This window comes from Maribacter zhoushanensis (assembly GCF_029350975.1).
GTDB classification, from domain to species: domain Bacteria; phylum Bacteroidota; class Bacteroidia; order Flavobacteriales; family Flavobacteriaceae; genus Maribacter; species Maribacter zhoushanensis.
In genome coordinates, this window is the sequence record NZ_JARKMR010000004.1 from 258798 (window position 1) to 279951 (window position 21154).

Consider the following 21154-nt stretch of genomic DNA (forward strand, 5'->3'; position numbering starts at 1 on the left):
TATTAATGAAAACAAAGGGCTTATTCACTCAGTGTTAACAAAAAGCTTTCATTAGCCCCATAAATAATTGTATTTTTACCACCTAACTTACTTTGAACATGGGCAAGATTATTGCTATAGCCAACCAAAAAGGCGGTGTAGGTAAAACTACTACTTCGGTAAACTTAGCTGCCTCGCTAGGTGTATTGGAAAAAAAGGTATTATTAATAGATGCCGACCCTCAGGCGAATGCCACTTCTGGGTTAGGTATAGATGTTGACGGCGTTGAATTAGGCTCGTACCAATTATTGGAACATACTAAAACAGCCAGAGAAACCATCATCTCTACAACATCACCAAACGTAGACCTTATCCCCGCACACATTGACCTTGTTGCCATTGAAATAGAATTGGTTGACAAGGATGAGCGCGAGTATATGATGAAAAAAGCCATTACCGAGCTTAAAGATGATTACGATTATATTTTAATAGATTGCGCCCCATCTTTAGGGCTATTGACATTAAATGCATTGACAGCTGCAGATTCTGTTGTAATACCTATACAATGCGAGTATTTTGCGTTAGAAGGATTGGGCAAGCTGTTAAACACGATAAAAAGTGTACAAAAACTACATAATGCCGAATTGGATATTGAAGGCATGCTGTTAACTATGTACGATTCTAGATTACGCTTATCTAACCAAGTAGTTGATGAGGTAAGAAAGCATTTTGGTGACATGGTTTTTGAAACTGTAATTCAACGTAATGTTAGATTAAGTGAAGCTCCTAGTTATGGAGAAAGTATAATCAAATATGATGCTGCCAGTAAAGGAGCAACAAATTATTTGAACTTGGCTAACGAGATAGTCAAAAAAAATAAGCAGACGGTTTAAGTATGGCAAAAGCGACAAAGAAACAAGCTCTTGGTAGAGGACTTTCGGCTCTTTTGAAAGACCCGGAAAATGATATAAACACGGCATCAGATAAGAATGCCGATAAAGTTGTTGGTAATATAATAGAGTTAGATTTAGAACACATTGAAGTAAATCCATTTCAGCCACGTTCTAATTTCAATGATGAAAACATAAAAGAACTAGCCGCCTCTATTAAAGAATTGGGGGTTATTCAGCCAATTACAGTTAGAAAATTAGGCTTTAACGAATACCAACTTGTATCTGGAGAAAGAAGATATCGTGCTTCTAAACTTTTAGGTTTAGAAACTATACCAGCTTATATACGTATTGCAAATGACCAAGAGTCTTTAGAGATGGCTTTGGTTGAAAACATTCAACGTCAAGATTTAGACCCTATAGAAATTGCTCTTTCTTACCAACGTCTTATTGATGAAATTAACCTTACACAAGAAAGACTTAGTGAACGTGTTGGTAAAAAGAGATCTACTATTGCCAATTATTTACGCCTATTAAAGTTAGACCCAATTATTCAAACGGGTATGCGTGACGGATTCTTAACAATGGGTCACGGTAGAGCTTTGGTAAATATTGATAAAAAGCAAGATCAAATATCGCTATACGAAAAAATCATATTTGACAATCTTTCTGTTAGAGATACGGAAAGTGCAGTAAAAGCCTATCACGCTGATGATGTACCTACTGATGAAGTAGTTAAAAAGGTAAATAAAGAAGCTTCTGTTTTTGTTCGTAAGGGCATAAAAGAACTTACTGACGCCTTATCGGTAAAGGTAGATATCAAATCTGCTGATAATGCAAGAGGAAAAATAACCATACCATTTAAGTCTCAAGAGGAATTTGACCGTATCAAAAAATTGATAACAGGTGCGTAACTATCTTTTATTATTTAGTACTCTATTATTATTTATTAATTTATCCTTTTCTCAAGAGGAGCAAGATTCTATTCCTAAAACTGAAATAGACAGTGTACAAGCTGATTTAGCTGATAAGGGAGTAGTCATCAAAGATTCCATTTCTTTCAAAAAATCAAAAAAAGAATTTAATCCATTAGCACCAAGTAAAGCAGCATTTTACTCTGCCGTAATACCAGGTTTAGGTCAAATCTACAACAAGAGATACTGGAAAGTTCCTATCGTTTGGGGAGCTATTGGTGGCAGTGCGTATATGTATATCTATAACAACGATCAATACCAACGTTTTAGAACTGCTTTCAAAAGAAGACAGGCCGGTTTTACAGATGACGAATTTAATGGGGAAGGAACCTTACCTCTCTTTGATGTAGACGACCTTGAATACCAACAAGAACGTTTTCAAAATGACCGTGATCTTTGGTTGGTTGCCGCTATTGGCTTATATGCCCTAAATATTGTTGATGCCAATGTTGATGCGCATTTAAAACAATTTAATATTGACGATGACCTAAGTATAGACTTTGAGCCATATCTTGATTTTAATCAAGCAACCAACAGTCCTAATTACGGAATGGCATTAATTATAAAATTTTAAAAATGAGAATTGCACTTTTCGGATACGGAAAAATGGGTCAGATGATAGAGCAAATAGCTGTAAATAGTGGTCATGAGATTGTCGCAAAAATTGACGAAAATTCTGAGAATATTGACTTTAGCATAATGGATGTTGCCATTGATTTCAGTATGCCAGAGGCAGCTTTCGGTAATATTACCAAATGCTTGAACAATAATGTTCCTGTAATTTCCGGTACAACAGGTTGGCTAGACAAATATGATGAGGCTATTTCTTTATGCGAAAAAAAGAAGGGTGCTTTTATATATGCTTCTAATTTTAGTTTAGGAGTTAACATTTTTTTTGAGCTAAATAACTATTTGGCTAAAATGATGCAAAACCTACCTGAGTATAAGGTAGAATTGGAAGAAATACATCATACTCAGAAATTAGACGCACCAAGCGGCACAGCTATAACTTTGGCTGAAGGTGTCATTGCAAATTCTAATTATACCCAATGGAAATTGGATAGTACAAGTGAAGAAGACTTAAAAATAACCTCTAAAAGAATTGGTAAAGTACCAGGCACGCATACCGTTGCTTACAACAGTAATGTAGATAGTATTGAAATAAAACATACTGCCCACAATAGAGAAGGCTTTGCCTTAGGAGCTGTTACCGCTGCGGAATGGATTATTGGAAAAACAGGTGTTTTTTCAATGCGAGATGTGTTAAACCTAGGTTAAAAACGTAACAAAAATCAATCTATAAGACTGATGGATTATTGATGTTAACCAACACATCTAAAAATTCATACTATTTCAATAAAAAACAAAGACGATGAACGGCACTCAATGGATTATTTTTATTCTCATTGTACAAGTAATACATTTCTTAGGTACTTGGAAACTATACGTTAAAGCAGGAAGAAAAGCTTGGGAAGCTGCTATACCAGTTTATAATGCCATAGTTTTAATGCAAATTATCAATAGACCAAAATGGTGGGTAATATTATTATTCATTCCTATAATCAATTTATTGATGTTTCCGGTGATATGGGTAGAAACCATTAGAAGCTTTGGAAGAAACAGCAAACTAGAAACTTGGATCGTAGTATTGACTCTTGGTTTTTACATCTACTACGTAAACTATTCTCTTGATGTAAAATATATTGAAGACCGATCTTTGCAACCAACAACGGCAGCCGGAGAATGGGTTAGCTCAATTTTATTCGCAGTCGTTGCCGCCACTTTAGTACATACCTATTTTATTCAACCCTATGTAATACCAACAGGTTCTTTAGAGCGTACATTAAGAGTGGGAGATTTTCTCTTTGTAAGTAAGTTTCACTACGGCGCAAGAACACCTATGACCACTGTTGCAGCTCCAATGGTGCATGACACTTTACCCGGTTTAGGAGTTCCTTCTTATTTAAAGAAACCACAACTACCCTATTTTAGGCTTCCTGGTTTTACAAAAGTAGAGAGAAATGACATTGTAGTATTCAGCTGGCCAGCAGATACCGTTCGTGTATTTTTCAAAAAAGAAAAAGGCGTTGACAAGCCAATTGATAAAAAATCTAACTACGTAAAACGTTGTGTAGGTGTACCAGGCGATTCTCTTGAAGTTCGTGATGGTTATGTTTTTATCAACGGAAAGCAATTAGAATTACCTAAAAGTGCCAAACCACAGTTTGATTATACCGTTTATAGCGCTAAAGGTGTTTCTTCAAAAATACTTGACAACTTAGGGGTTACTGATTTCACTAGAAAATATTTATCAGGTCAGCTTAATCAAAATCAAGCAAATGCAATTAACCCATATCTTATGGGATACAAACCAACAGACAATGGTCAATTGGAACTATATACAAAGTCTTCGGGTATTCCATCTAATGTGATATCCAAATATGGATTTGCATTAAAAGAAATCACAGACCGCCAACGCACAGTTCCATTAACGGCAGATATGGTTGCCTCTTTGAGAAACAATCCTAACATTGATTCTGTTGTACAGCAGGTAGTAGAAAAAGGAAGAAGAGGTATTAACCTATTCCCTCAGAGTCCTGACTACCCATGGAATTATAGTCAGATGGGACCTATTTACATCCCTCAAAAAGGAGCAACGGTAGACTTGAATTTAAAAGTACTTCCGTTATACAAGAAAATTATTAAAGAATACGAGAAGAATGAAATTTCAGTATCTGGCAATCAAATAAGTATAAATGGATCACCGGCGACCAGCTATACATTTAAACAAGATTATTTCTGGATGATGGGTGACAACAGAGACCACTCTGAAGATAGTAGAGCTTGGGGTTATGTTCCAGAAAACCACATTGTAGGCACACCTATATTTATATGGATGAGTTTTGACAATTTCACCGAAGGTATCAGTAATTGGAGACCTCGATGGGATCGTATATTTACTACTGTAAATGGTGACGGAGAGCCACAGTCTTATTTCAAGTATTTCTTAATTCTACTAGTAGCATATTTCGTTGGAAATTGGTTCTGGAAACGCAAAAAGGATAAAAAGTGAAATTAATTCATCCCTCATATTTTCCCAACATACTCACATTTAGTTATATCATGCATCACCCAATATGTTGGGAGGTAAACGATAATTACCAAAAGCAGACATTTAGAAATAGAACTTACATTTCTAATGATCGCGGCAAGCATATATTAAGTATACCCATTATTCATGTGGGTAGAGCGAATGGCAGACAGAAATATAAAGATGTCAAAATAGACAATTCTTACCCTTGGCAAAGGCAACATTGGCGAACGTTAGAGACTGCCTATAGAACATCACCATTCTTTGAGTTTTACGAAGATGATATAAGGCCGTTATACGACCAACCTTACGAAAGTCTACTTGACTACAATTTAAAGACCATAGAGACCATATTCGAATGTCTTCAGGTACAAATGCCAACTGATAAAACAATTGCTTTTGAGACCACACCAGAAGGCAAAGAAGATTTTAGATTTTTAATAAGTGCTAAATTTAAGCCCCAACTAAATATAGAGCCCTATACACAAGTATTTGGTGACAGACACGGTTTTACACCCAATCTAAGTATTTTAGATCTTTTATTCAACATGGGGCCAAATAGTATTGAATATCTAAAACACGAGTTTACCGCGACCTCAAATGATTAGGTTCATAGCTCACTACGGAATACATTTCATTGTACCGATTGTAATTGCTGTTTACTTCTATAAAGAAAACAAGTTTTGGTCTGCCGTGATACTTCTATCTGCAATTGTAATTGATATTGATCACTTTTTAGCAACACCATTGTTTGACCCTAATCGTTGCAGTATCAATTTTCATCCGTTACATAGCCATTGGGCAATTGGTCTTTATTCCCTAATGTTTATATATAAAAAAACGAGGATTTTTGGGCTAGCCTTACTACTGCACATATTGGCAGATATAGTAGATTGCTTGTTTATTATTCGGACAACTTAAAAGTGGCCATTATAGGCTCATGATCAGAAATATTTATACTGTAGTTGTCATGAGACAAGAAGGTAAAACTAGAATCTCCTAAAATCATATCAATTCTAAACGGAAATTTCCAAAATTTAATGGTTTCCCCATAACCATGACCAGCTTCTAAAAAGCTATCTTTTAATTCTCCCTTTATATTAAAATAAACTTTAGAAAATTGGGTGTTATTAAAATCACCACCAACAATAACTGGATAAGGACTGGTTTTAATATGCTCTTTGACAATATCAGATTGTCTTTCCTGTTTATCAAAAGAATCTCTAAGCCTAACAAACAGCTTATCTGAGCGTTCTTTTTTAATATAACCAGGCCTTATACTTAAAGATTCTAAGTGTAAATTATAGAAACGAATAGTGTCTTTTTTAAATACAATATCTGCATACACACCACCATTAAAGGTATTTGGAAAATCAAGCTCTCCATTATTAATAATCTTAAACTTAGAAAAAATTGCTAAATTTTTACTTGACTCCCCGTCTTTAACTTCAAACTTATTGGCTTTAAAAGGATAGCTTTTCAACATATCACCCTTAACATAATGAGGCTCAAATTCTTGAAAATAGATTATATCAGGATTTTCACCTTCAACAAATTCTATCACCTCGGGGCTTGTTATATTCTCCCAATCTCCATGATACTTACTATGAAATCCTAATGCATTATAACTTAACAAAGAAATGGTGTTAGTATCAGAAACACTATTAGAGCGACCATTAAACGCAATAAAAGAACCAAGTGTAAAATAACCAAAAACCAAAATGGACAATGATAGTAAAAGGTATATCTTTTTACCTATTAACCAGTATAAGAAAAACAGCATATTAACAATAACCAATGCAGGTACCGCTAAACTAATAAAAGCCAAACTAGCTATAGATGTGTAAGGAACTATACACGCCAAAAACAAACTAAAAGCTACAATCACATTTAAGAACAACATGAGTTTTTTAAAGAAAGACATTCTTTTCATGCTTAATTTTCTTTACCCGCTTTAAATAAAAAGTCTTTTTCTGCTTTTGAAAGGCTTTCATAACCAGACTTGCTTATTTTATCTAAAATAGCATCTATCTTCTTCTGATGTGTTTTTTTATCATAATCTACCGCTGAACTACTAGTACTACGGGCGGCGCCTTTATTTTTATATACTGTTTTTAATGGTGCTTTTTTCTCTGAACCCTTAAAGAGGTTGACAACACTATCCATAAACTTTGAAAATCCTGAACCTATATCGTTTCCTTTTGTTAGTTGACTTGCATATAAGTAACCCAGAAACGCACCGCCTAAATGTGCTAAATGTCCACCAGAATTGCTAATGGGCAACTGTATTAAATCGCTTAAAACCAAAAGAGCACCTACCATCCATAGCTTTACATTAAAAAATATAACCCTAACTTCTTGATTAGGTAGATAAGTACAAATAAATATTAAAACCGCACTAGCACCTGCCGAGGCACCTATCAAAGTAGCATTCACATCAAAGAACGCAGGAAATATATTATAACCCAAAACAAAGAAGAGTCCACCTAAAATGACTCCCAACAAATACACATTTAAGAATCTCCTTGCATCAAATAGGTTTAAAAAAATACGGCCTACAAAATAAATCATCAACATGTTCCAAAACAAATGACCTATACCTCCATGAAAAAAGGAATAGGTAACAATTGACCATGGTTGAAAAGCTATGTCAACAATATCATTTGGCAATTCAAACCATTGCACAATAATATTACCTGACAAGCCTAATAAAAAAGGAATTAAAGCATTTACAATAAAAACCACCACGTTAACCGCTATGAGTTTCTCTGCAATGTTTAATCTACTAAATTGATATTTTAAATCTGGTTGAGCCATATGTTAGTTCCACCTATTATTATTAAATTGATTTTTTTTCCAATACCACATCATTAAAAATCCGAACAAAGCCCCACCCACGTGTGCGAAGTGAGCAATACCTTGTCCAAATAGACTGTACCCCGTAACACCGGAAAACAAATCTAAACCTATTAAAACTGGTATAAAGTACTTTGCCTTGATAGGAACAGGTAGAAATATTAAAAACAATTCGCTGTTCGGGTAAGACATTCCAAATGCCACCAATATACCGTAAATAGCTCCTGAAGCACCAACCACTGGAGTATTGAATGCTCCTAGAAAGTTATCTATGGTAGCTTTACCCGCTATACCATACCAATCTGTACTATACTGCCCGCTATTGATTATCTCTAGAATACTACTCTCAGATATGCCCGCATCCATCAAAGCACTCATACCGGCATTGTAGTAGTAATAATTTACACCAATATGAATCAAAGCTGCACCTAAACCAGCAGATATATAGAAAAACAAAAACTTATTTCTACCCCACATACGCTCTAAAGGCGTACCAAATGCCCATAAGGCATACATATTAAAAAGAATATGCATAAAACCACCATGCATAAACATATGCGTGATAATCTGCCATAACTGAAAATGATCGTTTTTTGGGAAATACAATGAAAACCACTCGTACATCTGTTCGCCATACATTTGTGTAGCAACAAAAAACAGAACATTAATAATCAGTAAGTGCTTAATTGTTTCTGTTATTCTTCCCATTTATATAAATTTTCGTTCAATATCATTCTCTGTAATCGTAATGTATACTTTTTTGTTAAACGGACTCAAAGTTGTTTCCTTACATGCAAATAAATCGTTTACCAATTTCACTTGAGAAAACTCATCTAACGTTTCGCCCGTTTTCACCGAAAGTGTTTTTGCCAATGTTTTCGCCAACATATCACTCTGAGAAAAACTATCACCAGGTACTTCTTGTTGAAAATCAGAAATTAGTTGCTCCATAATCATTTGCACTTCACTTTCTACAACTAGTACAGGCACTCCAGAAATCTCTACGCCGTTTTCGGTAATTTCACCGAACACGAAACCTACGGTACATAAATTCTCTTTAATCTCTTTTAGAATATTTATTTCACTAGTAGAAAAAGATAAGGTCAACGGAAAAAGTAATTGCTGACTTATAGCCTCTTTGATGGTGATATTCTTTAAAAAGTTCTCGTATAATACGCGTTGGTGAGCTCTACTCTGATTAATAACTACCATACCAGACTTAATGGTCGTTATAATATACTTTTTACGCATTTGAAAAGTGGTAGTAGAATGATCAACAACCTCTTTTTCATCATCAAAAATACTACTATTGACAACTTCAGATTCAAACTCTAAATGGCTAACACCGCTATCTACAGTTGTTTCTAAACCTGCATATAAATTTTCCCATCCATCCACTTTTGGCTTCGTATAATTACCACCCCCACCAACAGCGTTACTTTTTGATGGCTTAACTGTTTCAAATGGATTAAACGAAGAATCTACCACAACTTGCGGTACACCCACCTGTTTATTTTTATATGAATATGGAGTATCTAAATTTTGATCTTGCTCAAAGTCTAATGCAGGCACCACATTAAATTGACCTAGACTATGCTTTACCGTTGACTTCAGCATAGCATAAAGCGTATGTTCATCATCAAACTTGACTTCCGTTTTAGTAGGGTGTATATTAATATCAATGGTAGCAGGATCTACTTCTAGATTCAAAAAATATCCAGGGTGAGTACCCGGACGAATCAATCCTTCAAAAGCACCCAAAATAGCATGATGCAAGTAAGGACTCTTGATAAACCTATTATTAGCAAAGAAAAACTGCTCACCCCTACTCTTTTTCGCAAACTCTGGTTTTTGAATATAACCAGAGATTTTTACTACCTGTGTCTCTTCTTCTACAGGTACAAGTTTCTCATCTGTCTTTCTTCCAAAAATATGTACAATGCGTTTTCTAAAATCATTAGCGGGCAGTTGAAAAACATCACCACCGTTATTATAAAAATTAAACGCTACATGTGGGTGAGCCAAAGCTATTCTATGAAACTCATCTGTTATATGACGATATTCTACCTGATCAGATTTTAAAAAATTACGTCTTGCCGGTATATTGAAGAAAAGGTTCTTAACCAACATTGAAGTTCCTTTAGGAGCAACTACAACCTCTTGGGTAACTATTTTACTACCTTCAATTTTAATTTTTGTTCCAATTTCATCATCTTCTGTTTTGGTCAGCATTTCTACATGCGCAATAGCTGCAATAGAAGCTAGTGCCTCTCCCCTAAAACCTTTGGTATTTAAATTAAAAAGATCTTCTGCTTTTTGAATTTTAGATGTGGCATGGCGTTCAAAGCTTAAGCGCGCATCTGTGCCGCTCATGCCCTTACCATTATCAACCACTTGAATAAGTGTTTTACCACCATCTTTTATAATAAGTTGAATATCGGTAGCACCTGCATCAATGGCATTCTCCATTAATTCTTTTACCACTGAAGATGGGCGTTGCACCACTTCGCCAGCAGCAATTTGGTTTGCTACATGGTCAGGTAATAATCTAATAATATCTGCCATTATGAAGTAAAGAAAATTGTGAGGTCAAAATCAATAATGTAAAGAAAAATAAAAACCAATACTGCAATTATAACAGCCATTCTAATCTTTAAGTTGCGATCTCCCTTTCTTTTAGAATCTTCGATGGCACTATTAATCTTTCTTTTTAATCCTCGAGATGTATTTAATGTACTACGAAACTGGTCAAATTTAGGCTCCATTTTAAACGGATTCCCTTTTCCTTTGCCATCATAATACCTAGGATTGTATTCAAATGACCTATTTTTTCGTAACCGCGTTATTTTGCTCAACATCCCCATAACCTCAAAGTTACTTAAAATAGAAAAATGGGGCATGTTACCAATGCCAAAATTTGTTAACATCTTGCGACATTAACCTGGCACCGTTAAACTTAGTTGAAAATTGAACTGATAAAAAGTCTACTTATTACCTAAAACTGCCATTTTAATGGCTGCAATAGCGGCTTCAGTACCTTTATTACCATGCTTACCACCACTACGATCAATGGCTTGCTGCATGTTATTATCCGTTAGTACACAAAATATTACAGGTACGTTAGTAATAACATTTAAGTCTTTAATACCTTGAGCAGTAGCATCACACACAAAATCGAAATGTTTGGTCTCTCCTTGTATAACGCTGCCAATGGCAATAACTGCATCGACCTTAAGACTCTGGATCATTTTCTTTGAACCAAAAGTAAGTTCAAAACTACCAGGAACATCCCAGCGGATAATATCAGATTCTTGTGCTCCACAATCCGTTAAAGCTTCAATTGCACCAGAATACAAACCTTCCGTTATCTCTGAATTCCATTCTGAAACAACAATCCCAAACCGAAGTCCGTTCGCGTTTGGGATTGTTGCCTTATCGTAAACCGATAAATTTTTATTTACTGTAGCCATTATTCACCACTTTTAGCCATACCTATAAACGCATCTATAGAATTGGCATTTTCTGAATTTGGAAAATCGTCCTTAATTTTTTGAAAGAATCCTAAAGCTTTATCCTTATCTCCCATTTCCAATGCAGTTACACCTGCTTTGTATAAAAACTTTGGAGCCGTATAATCATTATCACTGTGATTTACAGCAGCTTCATAATACCCTAAAGCATCAGACGCTTGGTCTAATTGCATAAAGGCATCACCTAAACCACCTTTTGCCAAGGCACCTAAAACATCATCATCAGAGCTAAAATCCTCTAAATATGTTATAGCGTTTTGGTAATCGTTCATATTTAAATATGACATACCTGCACCATAATTTGCAAGATTGGCAGCTTTAGTACCACTATATTCTTCTATGATATCTAAAAAACCATATTTACCCTCAGCACCTTCTAATGCTAAAGTAAACAATGAGTCTTTTGCAGTTGTTGCAACCAATGCCTGGTCAAAATACTGTTGTGGGTAGTACATCTCATTTGCAGCACTTGCCTCTTTCGGCTTTTCCACAAATTGATCATAAGCCAAATAGCCTAAAACACCAATAGCAATAACACCAATGACACCCAAAATAATATTCTGATTCTTAGAAACCCACTCTTCTGACCTAGAAGCGCCTTCATCTAATGAACTAAAAACTTCAGCTGTTGTGCTTTCCTGTTCGTCAAATTCTTGCTGTTCAGCCTTTGTTTCAGGTTTATATCCTCTTTTCTTATATGTTGCCATCTGTAAATTTATTGATCGCGCAAAAATAATGGTTTTATTGAAATCGCAAAGTGTATTTATTCGTTATTTTTGGATATTTTAAGCATGTTTTCATTCTTCCAAATCTAAAATCTTATATTCTTAATGCTGCTGAGACAATTATCATTGATCAATTACAAAAATTTTGAGTCCAAAGAACTGTCTTTCGACGCTAAAATAAATTGTTATGTAGGTGATAACGGAATTGGTAAAACTAACATACTTGACGCTATTTACCATTTATCATTTGGCAAGAGTTACTTTAACCCTGTTTCTTCTCAAAATATTCGGCACGGATCAGATTTCTTTGTAATTGACGGTACTTTTGAAAAAGAAGGAAGAGAAGAAAAAATTGTTTGTAGCTTAAAGAAAAACAATAAGAAAATCATTAAGCGAAACGGTAAAGCCTATGACCGCTTTGCAGACCATATAGGTCTTTTGCCATTGGTTATTATTTCGCCGGCCGATAGAGACCTTATCATAGAAGGTAGCGATACACGTAGAAAATTTATTGACGGTGTTATTTCTCAATCAGATAAAAGCTATTTACAAAACCTCATAAACTATAACAAAGTAGTATCACAAAGAAATGCCTTGCTGAAATACTTTGCTGCCAATAGAACTTTCAACAAAGATACTTTGGCGGTATACAATGAACAGATGGAGACGTATGGTACTGAAATCTTCAAAAAAAGAACCTCGTTCTTAGAAGCATTTATTCCTATTTTTCAAGAACAATACAAATCTATTACCGGCAACACAGAAGATGTTTCTCTTTCGTATAACAGTAAATTAAAAGATTATGACCTGTTAACACTTTTAAATAAAAATCTAGATAAAGACAGAGCTTTACAATATACCAGTGTAGGCGTTCATAAAGATGATCTTAGCTTTGAAATCAGCAACTACCCAATTAAGAAATTTGGTAGCCAAGGTCAACAAAAGTCTTTTTTAATAGCCTTAAAATTTGCTCAGTTTCATTTTATGAAATCGCAAAGTGGCACTACCCCAATATTAATTTTGGATGATATTTTTGATAAGTTAGATGAGCACCGGGTTTCTCATATAATCACTTTGGTAAACAATGAAAATTTTGGACAGATTTTTTTAAGTGACACCCATGCCGATAGAACCGAAAGTGTTGTTAAAAAAATTCATCAATCATATAAAATATTTAAATTGTAATGATGAAAAAATTATTGATCATATTCTCTTTAATTCTTATTTCTTGTAGCTCTAAAATTGACAAGAATCAATTACACCTATTAAACGGATATTGGGAAATTAAAGAAGTTACTTTAAAAGACGGAGTAAAGAAAGAATACTCAATTAACAGTACTATTGATTATATACAGTTAGATTCGTTAAAAGGATTCAGAAAAAAAGTTGAGCCTAAATTTAATGGTACTTTTGAAACCTCTAATGATGCCGAGCCTTTTACAATTAGAATTTCTAACGATTCTATATTTATGAGCTACAACAATGACTCTAACACCTGGGAAGAGGTATTGACGCAATTATCAGAAGAAAGCTTCAAGGTAAAGAACAACCAAGGCATTACCTATACATACAACAAATTTGAACCTATAAACATAACCCCATAATGGCTAGTAGAGGCAACGATAACACTTCAATGAAAGATGCTCTTTCTGCATTTATTCAAAAAAATAAATTAGAAAAAGGTATAGATAAAGTAGACGCAAGAGAAGCATGGGCAAAACTTATGGGTAACGGTGTAAATAATTACACTACAGAAATTGAATTAAAGTTCGGCACGTTATACGTGGCATTAAGCTCTTCTGTATTACGCGATGAATTAAGTATGGGTAAATCTAAAATAGTACGTATGCTTAACGAAGAAATTGGAAAAGAGGTTGTAAAAAAACTTGTGCTTAGATAAATAATGGCTGTTGGCTGTTGGCTGTTGGCTGTTGGCTGTTGGCTGTTGGCTGTTGGCTGTTGGCTGTTGGCTGTTGGCTGTTGGAAAATACTAGATATAAAAAAAAGCCAGTTCTAAAGAACTGGCTTTTTTATTTGTTATAATTCGTCTTAGTAAATTTCTCTACCAGAAAAATGGAATGAACCTTCTATAGCTGCATTCTCATCGCTATCAGAACCATGTACTGCATTTTCACCAATACTATTAGCAAACATTTTACGAATAGTACCTTCTGCTGCATCTGCAGGGTTAGTAGCACCTATCAATGCTCTAAAATCTTCAACAGCATTTTCTTTTTCTAAAATAGCCGCTACGATTGTACCGCTAGTCATGAATTCTACTAATTCACCAAAGAAAGGACGCTCTCTATGTACACCATAAAATTCTTGTGCATCTCTTAAGCTCAGTTGTGTATATTTCATCGCTACGATTTTAAAACCAGCAGCAGTAATTTTTTCTAAAATAGCCCCAATATGTCCGTTTTTTACGGCATCTGGTTTGATCATTGTAAACGTTCTATTCGTACTCATATCTTAATTTTTGCGCAAAAATACGTTTTTCCACATATCTCACAACTATTCGTAGACTTGTTCTAATTTCTCTAACACTATTCCGTTATCTCCAACTATCTTGAAATCAACCTTTTTAGCTTCAAAATTAAACTCTAAAATCCCAAAACTTTCTGTAAAAACAACCTCTCCTACTCTATATTTATTAGGTTCGCCGCTAAAACCTCTGTAAGCATGTGTTAGACCGCTACTAGTAAAATCTATTACAGGATAACTCATTTCACCTATATTGGTTCTAGAAAATTCTGAAATATGTCTATCACCAGATAAAACAATAACACCGGCAGCTTTTGAATCTGCGATTACTTTTGCTAGTTTATCTACTTCGTGAGGAAAATTGCCCCAAGCCTCAAAACCGTGTTCATTAGACAAGTACTGCACACTACTTACAATAATATTATAATCTGCTTTAGATGTATTCAGTTCATTTTCTAACCAACCCCATTGCGCTGCTCCCAATATGGTACCTACTCCATATTCATTTGGTTTCAACCTTTTTTTAGTTTCGGTATCAGGTGTCAACTTTGTTCTAAAATACCGAGTATCAAGAATGATGATGTTAATAGAGTGACCATCTACTTCATATTTTTTAGAATTATAAACCCCTTGGCGCTTTCTTAGCGGGCTATCATCTGGTACATTCATGAAATTCAAGAATTCTTGTTGGCTGGCATCTTTTGCTTCAAATTCTACTCCGCCATCATTTAAACCATAATCATGATCATCCCAAGTACCTAATATATCCGTACTTTCTACAAGTTTCTTATATTCAGATTGTTCCTTTTGTACATTATACATTGCTCTTAAAGCAACCATATCATCAGTGTCAGCATAGATATTATCACCGCCCCACACCCAAACATCTGGTTTGGTATTTAAAACATCATCCCATAAAAGATTGGGCAAATCAACTCTGTTGCAAGAACCAAAAGCCAATACAAAATCGGCATTTACAGCATTATTTTCTACTGTTTTTTTGTTCGATGAACATGACGCTAAAAATAGAGCGCTAATAAAAAAGTATATAAATTTCATATGAGATAGTTAAGTCTGGGTAAAATTAAGGTTTTCGGTTTAAAGCCTATATTATTAAATTGTATCTTTGCCGCCATGAATTTAGAGCACTTAAACGAGCTAAAAAAACTACTTTCTTCACCAAAGAAAATAGCAATTATTCCACATAAAAATCCCGATGGAGACGCCATTGGATCAACCTTGGCACTTTGGCATTATTTGGTCAACACCGGTCATACGGCAAGCATTGTTGCACCCAATGATTATCCTAAATTTTTAAAATGGATGCCGGGTTCAGATAAAATTTTGAATTTTGAAAGAGAAAATTCGCAATCCAAAGCATGTATAAATAATGCTGACATCATATTTACATTAGACTTCAACCATTTGGGTCGCGTAGGTCAAATGAGCGATATTTTAGAATCTGCAACTGCAACTTTCGTAATGGTAGACCATCACCAAGAGCCATCAGATTATGCTAAAATCATGTACTCAGATGTAAAAATGAGCTCTACATGCGAAATGGTCTATGTACTCATTAACCAACTGGGTGATGAAAACAGTATTACTGCCGAAATGGCCAATTGTATTTATACAGGTATAATGACAGATACCGGTTCCTTTAAATTTGCAGCAACAACCAGTAATACACATAGAGTTATTGCAGACCTTATGGATAAGGGTGCAGAAGGTACAGAAATTCACCACCGTATTTATGACACTAATTCTCCAAGTAGACTACACTTGTTGGGTTGTGCATTAAAAAACATGGTTATTCTTGAAGAGTATTCTACGGTATATATAACACTAAGTCAAGACGAATTAGACACCTTTAATTATCAAAAAGGAGATACGGAAGGCTTTGTAAATTACGGCCTAACTTTAGATGGAATTAAATTTGCAGTCATATTTATAGAAAACAGAGAAGAAGGTATCTATAAAATCTCATTTAGATCTGTAGGCGAATTTTCTGTAAACGATTTTGCAAGAAAACACTTTAGTGGTGGCGGACACACAAATGCAGCAGGCGGAAAAAGCGATGATAATTTAGAAGAAACAATCACCAAGTTTACATCATTACTACCTTTATATAAGAACCAATTACAATCATGAGATTAGTTTCATTTTTATTTTTAGCCTTACTGGTAATAGGCTGCGACGGACCTGAACCAAGAAAACCTGTTCAAACAAAAAGCGGAAGTTTCTTTAAGGCGTCTATAGAGAGAAGTAGAAAACTATTAGAAGCTGAAGAAAGTAAAATTCAAGAAATTATAGCATTAGATTCTTTAAAACACTATTCTCATAGTAATTCTGGGTCTTGGTATCACTATTTAACTGTTAACGAAGAAAGTGATTACACCCCTAAAACAAATGATTTAGTAGCATTCACCTATGACCTTTTAACTTTAGATAATGATACTATTTATTCTCAAGAAGAAATTGGTGTTGTTACCTATAAAGTTGATAAGCAAGAATTATTCTTAGGACTTAGAGATGCCGTTAAGATGCTAAAAGAAAATGAACGGGCTACCTTTTTATTCCCATCTTCAATTGCATTTGGTTACCATGGAGATGAAAACAAAATAGGCAGCAATGTTCCCCTTAAATCTACGATTACCATTTTACAAATAGAAAAACAACAAGACAACACAGTAAATTAAAATGACCATTATGATTAAAAAAATGTACTTGATTGCAGTTATAGGCTTAGTTTTAGCCAGCTGCAAAACCAGTAAAAGAGCTGATTTAGGAGACGGTTTGTTTGCCGATATCAAAACTTCTAAAGGTGACATTATTGTTCGTTTAGAGCAAGAAAAGACTCCTGTTACCGTAGCTAACTTTGTCTCACTGGCAGAAGGAACAAATACTTTTGTAAGTGAAGAATATAAGGGTAAAAAATATTATGACGGATTAACTTTTCACAGAATTATGAAAGATTTCATGATTCAAGGTGGTGATCCTTTAGGACAAGGAACAGGAAACCCTGGTTATAAGTTTATGGATGAATTCAACGATTCTTTGGTTCATGATAAAAAAGGTATTCTTTCAATGGCCAATTCAGGACCAACTACTAACGGTAGTCAGTTCTTTATTACTCATAAAGAAACACCTTGGTTGAACAACAAACACACCGTATTTGGTGAAGTTGTAGAAGGTATGGATGTGGTTGATTCTATTGCAAACGTTGCTGTAGGCGCTGGTAATAAACCTGTAGAGCCAGTTATTATGAATACTGTTGAAATTATTAGAAACGGTAAAGAGGCTCGTAAATTTGATGCTGTTCAAATCATGACAGACTATTTTGACGGTGAAGAAGATAGACTTGCTGCTATTGAAAAAGAGAAAGCTGAAAAATTAGCTGAAGTTCAAAAAATAAAAACGGAGTTTGCTTCTTCTATTGAAGCTCAAAAAGCAAAAGCGCAAACCTTGGCTTCTGGTCTTAAGGTATTAACTTTAGAAAGTGGCTCTGGTGAAAAACCAAAAGTTGGTCAAAAAGTAAATGTAATGTATGCAGGTTACTTAATGGACGGTACCTTATTTGACAGTAACTACGAAGAAGTTGCTCAAAAATATGGTATGTTCGACATTAAAAGACAACAAGGTGGCGGTTATATGCCAGTACCTATGGATTACTCTCCAGAATCTCGTTTGATCGCAGGTTTCAGAGAAGGACTTTTAACAATGAAAGTTGGAGATAAAGTTCGTTTGTTCATTCCTTCTCATTTAGGTTATGGTCCACAAGGTGGAGGTCCAATTCCACCAGATGCAGATTTAATCTTTGATTTGGAAATTACGGGAATAACCCAATAATAAACACAAATAAAAAAGCCCTTTAGTTTTCACTAAAGGGCTTTTTTTATATCTACAATTCTAATTTGTATTCTTCAAAATCTCTAGAAGCAAACTCCAGAATTTCTGAACAGATGAAACACTTACTCGTTCATCTGGCGAGTGTGCCCCAAGAATTGTAGGTCCAAAACTAACCATATCCACATCAGGATAATTTTGACCCAAAATACCGCATTCCAACCCTGCATGGCATGCAACGACCCTTGGCCGTTCCTTAAATAATTTAACATAGCTATCTTTTACTACTGTTAATATTTCAGAATTAGGATTAGGATTCCAACCTGGATAAGCCCCACTAAAACAAACTTTAAAACCACTTAATTCAAAAGCTGAACGCAGAGAATTTGCCAGATCTAGCTTAGCCGTTTCTACTGATGACCGTGTTAGACAACCAATAGTTATCTCTCCTTTTTCAACTTTTACAATTGCAATATTGTTAGACGTTTCAACCAAATCACCCATAGCTCCACTCATGGCATACACTCCGTTATGCGCTGCATAAACCGCTTTGACCAATTTTTCTTGAGCACCAAGACCCATTACCTTTTTAGCAGGTTTTAAATCTTTAAACTCAATTTGTAAGTCAGGCTCTTGCACACTTAACTCTGCCTTTATAGCTTGAGAAAGTTCATTTATTTTTTCAAAGAATTCATCGGCGTGCTTTCTACCTATATTAAGTTTGCAAACACTTTCACGGGGAATTGCATTTCTAAGACTACCACCGTTCAATGAACTAATGCGAACATTGTAATCAAGACCTAAGAAAAGTAATCTATTCATAATCTTATTGGCATTACCCAACCCTTTATGAATATCCATACCACTATGACCTCCCTTTAAACCTTTTACAGTAATCTCTAAACCGGCATCGCCATGAGTTCCGTCCTTTTCATTATATGTTCTGGTAGCCGTAACATCTATTCCGCCTGCACAGCCAATATCAATTTCGTCATCTTCCTCAGTATCTAAATTTAAAAGAATTTCACCCTGTAAAACTCCTGCTTTCAATTCAAAAGCACCGGTCATTCCCGTTTCCTCATCAATTGTAAATAAAGCTTCAAGAGCAGGATGCTGTATTTCTGTACTTTCCAAAAGCGCCATTATAGCGGCAACACCCATACCATTATCCGCACCTAATGTGGTACCCTTTGCTTTCACCCAATCATCATCAACATACATTTCTATACCTTGGGTATCAAAATCAAAATCGGTGTCCGCATTTTTTTGGTGTACCATATCTAAATGGCTCTGCAGCGTTATCATTTTCTTATCTTCCATACCTTTGGCGGCAGGTTTTCTAATGATAACATTACCTATTTCATCAGAAAAAGTTTCTAGACCAATACCATTACCAAAATCCAACATAAAACTGATTACCCTTTCCTCTTTTTTTGAGGGTCTAGGTACGGCGTTCAATCTAGAAAAATTTTTCCATACAGCTGTAGGTTCTAATTTATCAATATCCATATAATTATTTTCATGGTTAGTACCTGCAAAAATACTTATAGAAAAAGGATTTCGCTATTTTTGAGATAATGAAGATATCTTTTAAAAATGCGCTTGCTATTTCTTTGGTCCCACAAATTATAATTGTAAAATGGCTTGCCACACGTAGTGATTTAGTGGAGCAATATTACAGTACGGGATTATATCCTGTAATTTCCAAATTCTTTAGGTTTCTTTTTGGTTGGATTCCTTTTTCAGTTGGCGATATCATCTATTTTATTTTAATACTACTTGCCATCACCTACCTATTTAAGAACAGAAAATACATTTGGCGAAATAAACTGAAATTTTTACAAAATGTAGCCATGGTACTCTCCGTTGCCTATTTCACCTTCCATGTCATGTGGGGCATGAACTATTATAGAGAACCATTGGCCAAGAAACTAGAATTGGTACCAAACAGAGAATACCAAGATTTACTTGAATTTACGGAAAGGTTAATTATGAAAACTAACCAAACACAAATCGCCATAACCCAAGATTCTAGTTTAGCGGTAAAAATACCATACTCACAAAAAGAAATTTTTCATAAAACAGTTGAAGGTTATGATGATTTAAAAAAGATTCATCCATTTTTAGCCTATGAAATACCAAGCATAAAAAAATCTTTATTCAGCACAGGGCTAACATATATGGGATACGCCGGATATTTAAATCCGTTTACAAATGAGGCTCAGGTAAACGACTTACTACCAAACTTCAGATTTCCATTTGTTGCCGGTCATGAGGTAGGTCATCAAATTGGTTACTCTGCGGAAAACGAAACAAATTTTATTGGCTATCTAGTTACTTCAAACAATAAAGACCCGTATTTTAAATATGCAGCATATGCCTATGGGTTAGGCTATTGCCTGAATGATATTAGAAGAACCAATCCTGATGATTTTGATACGTTAATGTTACAATTGAATTCTGGTGTAAAAAGCAACTTTCAAGAAATGTCCATTTTTTGGAATTCTTACGAAAACCCTATAGAACCGGTTTTCAAATCAATATTCGATACTTTTCTAAAAGCCAACAACCAAAAAGAAGGTATTAGAAGCTATAGCGCAGTTGTATTATTTTTAGTTGCTTATCACAAAGACCACCAGCTATAAAATAAGTTTGAGACTTGGTGATCAAACCACTCAAAAACCGCCCTTCTTGTAATAATTTGACAGAAAAATAGCTTTTCTACATTAATACAATTTCTAGTGTTAAAGAAAAGTGAAACAGACCGTATTTACTACTC

Annotated in this window: 24 protein-coding genes; 14 read left to right on the forward strand and 10 right to left on the reverse strand. The window is 34.8% G+C overall.

Annotated features, from left to right (window positions below; genetic code table 11):
• Positions 1-98: 98 nt before the first annotated feature.
• The 7 genes from PXD56_RS14525 (at position 99) to PXD56_RS14555 (ending at position 5855) form a co-directional block, all read left to right on the forward strand.
• Positions 99-872 (forward strand): ParA family protein, encoded by a 774-nt coding sequence (locus PXD56_RS14525; protein WP_276494065.1) that lies wholly within the window; start codon positions 99-101, stop codon positions 870-872.
• A 2-nt stretch (positions 873-874) separates the two neighbouring features.
• The gene (locus PXD56_RS14530; RefSeq protein WP_276494066.1) at positions 875-1783 is read left to right on the forward strand and encodes a ParB/RepB/Spo0J family partition protein; all 909 of its coding nucleotides are present in this window, start codon (positions 875-877) and stop codon (positions 1781-1783) included.
• Positions 1776-2417: a DUF5683 domain-containing protein gene (locus PXD56_RS14535; RefSeq protein WP_276494067.1), complete on the forward strand. Its 642-nt coding sequence runs from the start codon at positions 1776-1778 to the stop codon at positions 2415-2417. Before PXD56_RS14530 ends, PXD56_RS14535 begins: the two co-directional genes overlap by 8 nt.
• 2 nt (positions 2418-2419) lie before the next feature.
• On the forward strand, positions 2420-3121 hold the full coding sequence (gene dapB, locus PXD56_RS14540; RefSeq protein WP_276494068.1) for a 4-hydroxy-tetrahydrodipicolinate reductase: 702 nt from the start codon (positions 2420-2422) through the stop codon (positions 3119-3121).
• A gap of 94 nt (positions 3122-3215) precedes the next feature.
• Complete coding sequence (gene lepB / locus PXD56_RS14545; RefSeq protein ID WP_276494069.1) at positions 3216-4916, forward strand: signal peptidase I; 1701 nt, start codon at positions 3216-3218, stop codon at positions 4914-4916.
• Positions 4913-5542 carry a WbqC family protein gene (locus PXD56_RS14550; RefSeq protein ID WP_276494070.1) on the forward strand — a complete coding sequence of 210 codons (630 nt, stop codon included), beginning with the start codon at positions 4913-4915 and terminating at the stop codon, positions 5540-5542. Before lepB ends, PXD56_RS14550 begins: the two co-directional genes overlap by 4 nt.
• Positions 5535-5855, forward strand: coding sequence for a DUF6122 family protein (locus PXD56_RS14555; RefSeq protein WP_276494071.1), 321 nt, complete (start codon positions 5535-5537; stop codon positions 5853-5855). Before PXD56_RS14550 ends, PXD56_RS14555 begins: the two co-directional genes overlap by 8 nt.
• On the opposite strand, the gene PXD56_RS14560 is transcribed toward PXD56_RS14555, so the two are convergent.
• Genes PXD56_RS14560 through PXD56_RS14590 form a run of 7 tightly spaced genes read right to left on the reverse strand, consistent with a single transcriptional unit; the run spans position 5839 to position 12027 of the window.
• Positions 5839-6867, reverse strand: coding sequence for an endonuclease/exonuclease/phosphatase family protein (locus PXD56_RS14560; protein ID WP_276494072.1), 1029 nt, complete (start codon positions 6865-6867; stop codon positions 5839-5841). The genes PXD56_RS14555 and PXD56_RS14560 overlap by 17 nt on opposite strands.
• A 2-nt stretch (positions 6868-6869) precedes the next feature.
• Positions 6870-7751 carry a rhomboid family intramembrane serine protease gene (locus PXD56_RS14565; protein WP_276494073.1) on the reverse strand — a complete coding sequence of 294 codons (882 nt, stop codon included), beginning with the start codon at positions 7749-7751 and terminating at the stop codon, positions 6870-6872.
• A 3-nt stretch (positions 7752-7754) separates the two neighbouring features.
• Positions 7755-8498, reverse strand: coding sequence for a rhomboid family intramembrane serine protease (locus PXD56_RS14570; protein WP_276494074.1), 744 nt, complete (start codon positions 8496-8498; stop codon positions 7755-7757).
• The gene (mutL, locus tag PXD56_RS14575) at positions 8499-10355 is read right to left on the reverse strand and encodes a DNA mismatch repair endonuclease MutL (protein WP_276494075.1); all 1857 of its coding nucleotides are present in this window, start codon (positions 10353-10355) and stop codon (positions 8499-8501) included.
• On the reverse strand, positions 10355-10717 hold the full coding sequence (locus tag PXD56_RS14580; protein WP_338088467.1) for a riboflavin synthase subunit beta: 363 nt from the start codon (positions 10715-10717) through the stop codon (positions 10355-10357). Before PXD56_RS14580 ends, mutL begins: the two co-directional genes overlap by 1 nt.
• A gap of 57 nt (positions 10718-10774) precedes the next feature.
• Positions 10775-11260, reverse strand: a complete 486-nt coding sequence (gene ribH / locus PXD56_RS14585; RefSeq protein ID WP_276494076.1) for a 6,7-dimethyl-8-ribityllumazine synthase — start codon at positions 11258-11260, stop codon at positions 10775-10777.
• Entirely contained in the window at positions 11260-12027 is a 768-nt protein-coding gene (locus tag PXD56_RS14590) for a tetratricopeptide repeat protein (protein WP_276494077.1), read from the reverse strand. Before PXD56_RS14590 ends, ribH begins: the two co-directional genes overlap by 1 nt.
• Before the next feature lie 123 nt (positions 12028-12150).
• On the opposite strand from PXD56_RS14590, the gene recF reads away from it, so the two are divergent.
• The 3 genes from recF to PXD56_RS14605 are packed head-to-tail and all read left to right on the forward strand — an operon-like array spanning position 12151 to position 13945.
• Complete coding sequence (recF, locus tag PXD56_RS14595; RefSeq protein WP_276494078.1) at positions 12151-13230, forward strand: DNA replication/repair protein RecF; 1080 nt, start codon at positions 12151-12153, stop codon at positions 13228-13230.
• On the forward strand, positions 13230-13649 hold the full coding sequence (locus PXD56_RS14600) for a lipocalin family protein (protein ID WP_276494079.1): 420 nt from the start codon (positions 13230-13232) through the stop codon (positions 13647-13649). Before recF ends, PXD56_RS14600 begins: the two co-directional genes overlap by 1 nt.
• Positions 13649-13945, forward strand: coding sequence for a DciA family protein (locus PXD56_RS14605; protein WP_036153419.1), 297 nt, complete (start codon positions 13649-13651; stop codon positions 13943-13945). Before PXD56_RS14600 ends, PXD56_RS14605 begins: the two co-directional genes overlap by 1 nt.
• A gap of 149 nt (positions 13946-14094) precedes the next feature.
• On the opposite strand, the gene PXD56_RS14610 is transcribed toward PXD56_RS14605, so the two are convergent.
• Positions 14095-14514 (reverse strand): nucleoside-diphosphate kinase, encoded by a 420-nt coding sequence (locus tag PXD56_RS14610; protein WP_276494080.1) that lies wholly within the window; start codon positions 14512-14514, stop codon positions 14095-14097.
• Between the two features lie 45 nt (positions 14515-14559).
• On the reverse strand, positions 14560-15588 hold the full coding sequence (locus PXD56_RS14615) for an alkaline phosphatase D family protein (protein ID WP_276494081.1): 1029 nt from the start codon (positions 15586-15588) through the stop codon (positions 14560-14562).
• A 75-nt stretch (positions 15589-15663) separates the two neighbouring features.
• Here PXD56_RS14615 and PXD56_RS14620 point away from each other — a divergent pair, with 75 nt between their 5' ends.
• Genes PXD56_RS14620 through PXD56_RS14630 form a run of 3 tightly spaced genes read left to right on the forward strand, consistent with a single transcriptional unit; the run spans position 15664 to position 18378 of the window.
• On the forward strand, positions 15664-16680 hold the full coding sequence (locus PXD56_RS14620) for a DHH family phosphoesterase (protein ID WP_276494082.1): 1017 nt from the start codon (positions 15664-15666) through the stop codon (positions 16678-16680).
• A complete protein-coding gene (gene gldI, locus PXD56_RS14625; RefSeq protein WP_276494083.1) occupies positions 16677-17228 on the forward strand; it encodes a gliding motility-associated peptidyl-prolyl isomerase GldI in 552 nt (183 codons plus the stop codon). Before PXD56_RS14620 ends, gldI begins: the two co-directional genes overlap by 4 nt.
• A gap of 10 nt (positions 17229-17238) precedes the next feature.
• On the forward strand, positions 17239-18378 hold the full coding sequence (locus PXD56_RS14630) for a peptidylprolyl isomerase (RefSeq protein ID WP_276494084.1): 1140 nt from the start codon (positions 17239-17241) through the stop codon (positions 18376-18378).
• A 60-nt stretch (positions 18379-18438) separates the two neighbouring features.
• On the opposite strand, the gene PXD56_RS14635 is transcribed toward PXD56_RS14630, so the two are convergent.
• Entirely contained in the window at positions 18439-19884 is a 1446-nt protein-coding gene (locus PXD56_RS14635; RefSeq protein ID WP_276494085.1) for an aminoacyl-histidine dipeptidase, read from the reverse strand.
• A 68-nt stretch (positions 19885-19952) separates the two neighbouring features.
• On the opposite strand from PXD56_RS14635, the gene PXD56_RS14640 reads away from it, so the two are divergent.
• Positions 19953-21020, forward strand: coding sequence for a DUF3810 domain-containing protein (locus PXD56_RS14640; protein WP_276494086.1), 1068 nt, complete (start codon positions 19953-19955; stop codon positions 21018-21020).
• Positions 21021-21154 lie beyond the last annotated feature (134 nt).

Excerpts from the sequence above, each read along its gene's own strand:
- PXD56_RS14525 (WP_276494065.1), top strand. The coding sequence starts at position 99 with ATGGGCAAGATTATTGCTATAGCCAACCAAAAAGGCGGTGTAGGTAAA.
- PXD56_RS14530 (WP_276494066.1), top strand. The coding sequence starts at position 875 with ATGGCAAAAGCGACAAAGAAACAAGCTCTTGGTAGAGGACTTTCGGCT.
- dapB (WP_276494068.1), top strand. The coding sequence starts at position 2,420 with ATGAGAATTGCACTTTTCGGATACGGAAAAATGGGTCAGATGATAGAG.
- lepB (WP_276494069.1), top strand. The coding sequence starts at position 3,216 with ATGAACGGCACTCAATGGATTATTTTTATTCTCATTGTACAAGTAATA.
- PXD56_RS14555 (WP_276494071.1), top strand. The coding sequence starts at position 5,535 with ATGATTAGGTTCATAGCTCACTACGGAATACATTTCATTGTACCGATT.
- PXD56_RS14560 (WP_276494072.1), bottom strand. The coding sequence starts at position 6,867 with ATGAAAAGAATGTCTTTCTTTAAAAAACTCATGTTGTTCTTAAATGTG.
- PXD56_RS14565 (WP_276494073.1), bottom strand. The coding sequence starts at position 7,751 with ATGGCTCAACCAGATTTAAAATATCAATTTAGTAGATTAAACATTGCA.
- PXD56_RS14570 (WP_276494074.1), bottom strand. The coding sequence starts at position 8,498 with ATGGGAAGAATAACAGAAACAATTAAGCACTTACTGATTATTAATGTT.
- mutL (WP_276494075.1), bottom strand. The coding sequence starts at position 10,355 with ATGGCAGATATTATTAGATTATTACCTGACCATGTAGCAAACCAAATT.
- PXD56_RS14580 (WP_338088467.1), bottom strand. The coding sequence starts at position 10,717 with ATGTTAACAAATTTTGGCATTGGTAACATGCCCCATTTTTCTATTTTA.
- ribH (WP_276494076.1), bottom strand. The coding sequence starts at position 11,260 with ATGGCTACAGTAAATAAAAATTTATCGGTTTACGATAAGGCAACAATC.
- PXD56_RS14590 (WP_276494077.1), bottom strand. The coding sequence starts at position 12,027 with ATGGCAACATATAAGAAAAGAGGATATAAACCTGAAACAAAGGCTGAA.
- recF (WP_276494078.1), top strand. The coding sequence starts at position 12,151 with ATGCTGCTGAGACAATTATCATTGATCAATTACAAAAATTTTGAGTCC.
- PXD56_RS14600 (WP_276494079.1), top strand. The coding sequence starts at position 13,230 with ATGATGAAAAAATTATTGATCATATTCTCTTTAATTCTTATTTCTTGT.
- PXD56_RS14605 (WP_036153419.1), top strand. The coding sequence starts at position 13,649 with ATGGCTAGTAGAGGCAACGATAACACTTCAATGAAAGATGCTCTTTCT.
- PXD56_RS14610 (WP_276494080.1), bottom strand. The coding sequence starts at position 14,514 with ATGAGTACGAATAGAACGTTTACAATGATCAAACCAGATGCCGTAAAA.
- PXD56_RS14615 (WP_276494081.1), bottom strand. The coding sequence starts at position 15,588 with ATGAAATTTATATACTTTTTTATTAGCGCTCTATTTTTAGCGTCATGT.
- PXD56_RS14620 (WP_276494082.1), top strand. The coding sequence starts at position 15,664 with ATGAATTTAGAGCACTTAAACGAGCTAAAAAAACTACTTTCTTCACCA.
- gldI (WP_276494083.1), top strand. The coding sequence starts at position 16,677 with ATGAGATTAGTTTCATTTTTATTTTTAGCCTTACTGGTAATAGGCTGC.
- PXD56_RS14630 (WP_276494084.1), top strand. The coding sequence starts at position 17,239 with ATGATTAAAAAAATGTACTTGATTGCAGTTATAGGCTTAGTTTTAGCC.
- PXD56_RS14635 (WP_276494085.1), bottom strand. The coding sequence starts at position 19,884 with ATGGATATTGATAAATTAGAACCTACAGCTGTATGGAAAAATTTTTCT.
- PXD56_RS14640 (WP_276494086.1), top strand. The coding sequence starts at position 19,953 with ATGAAGATATCTTTTAAAAATGCGCTTGCTATTTCTTTGGTCCCACAA.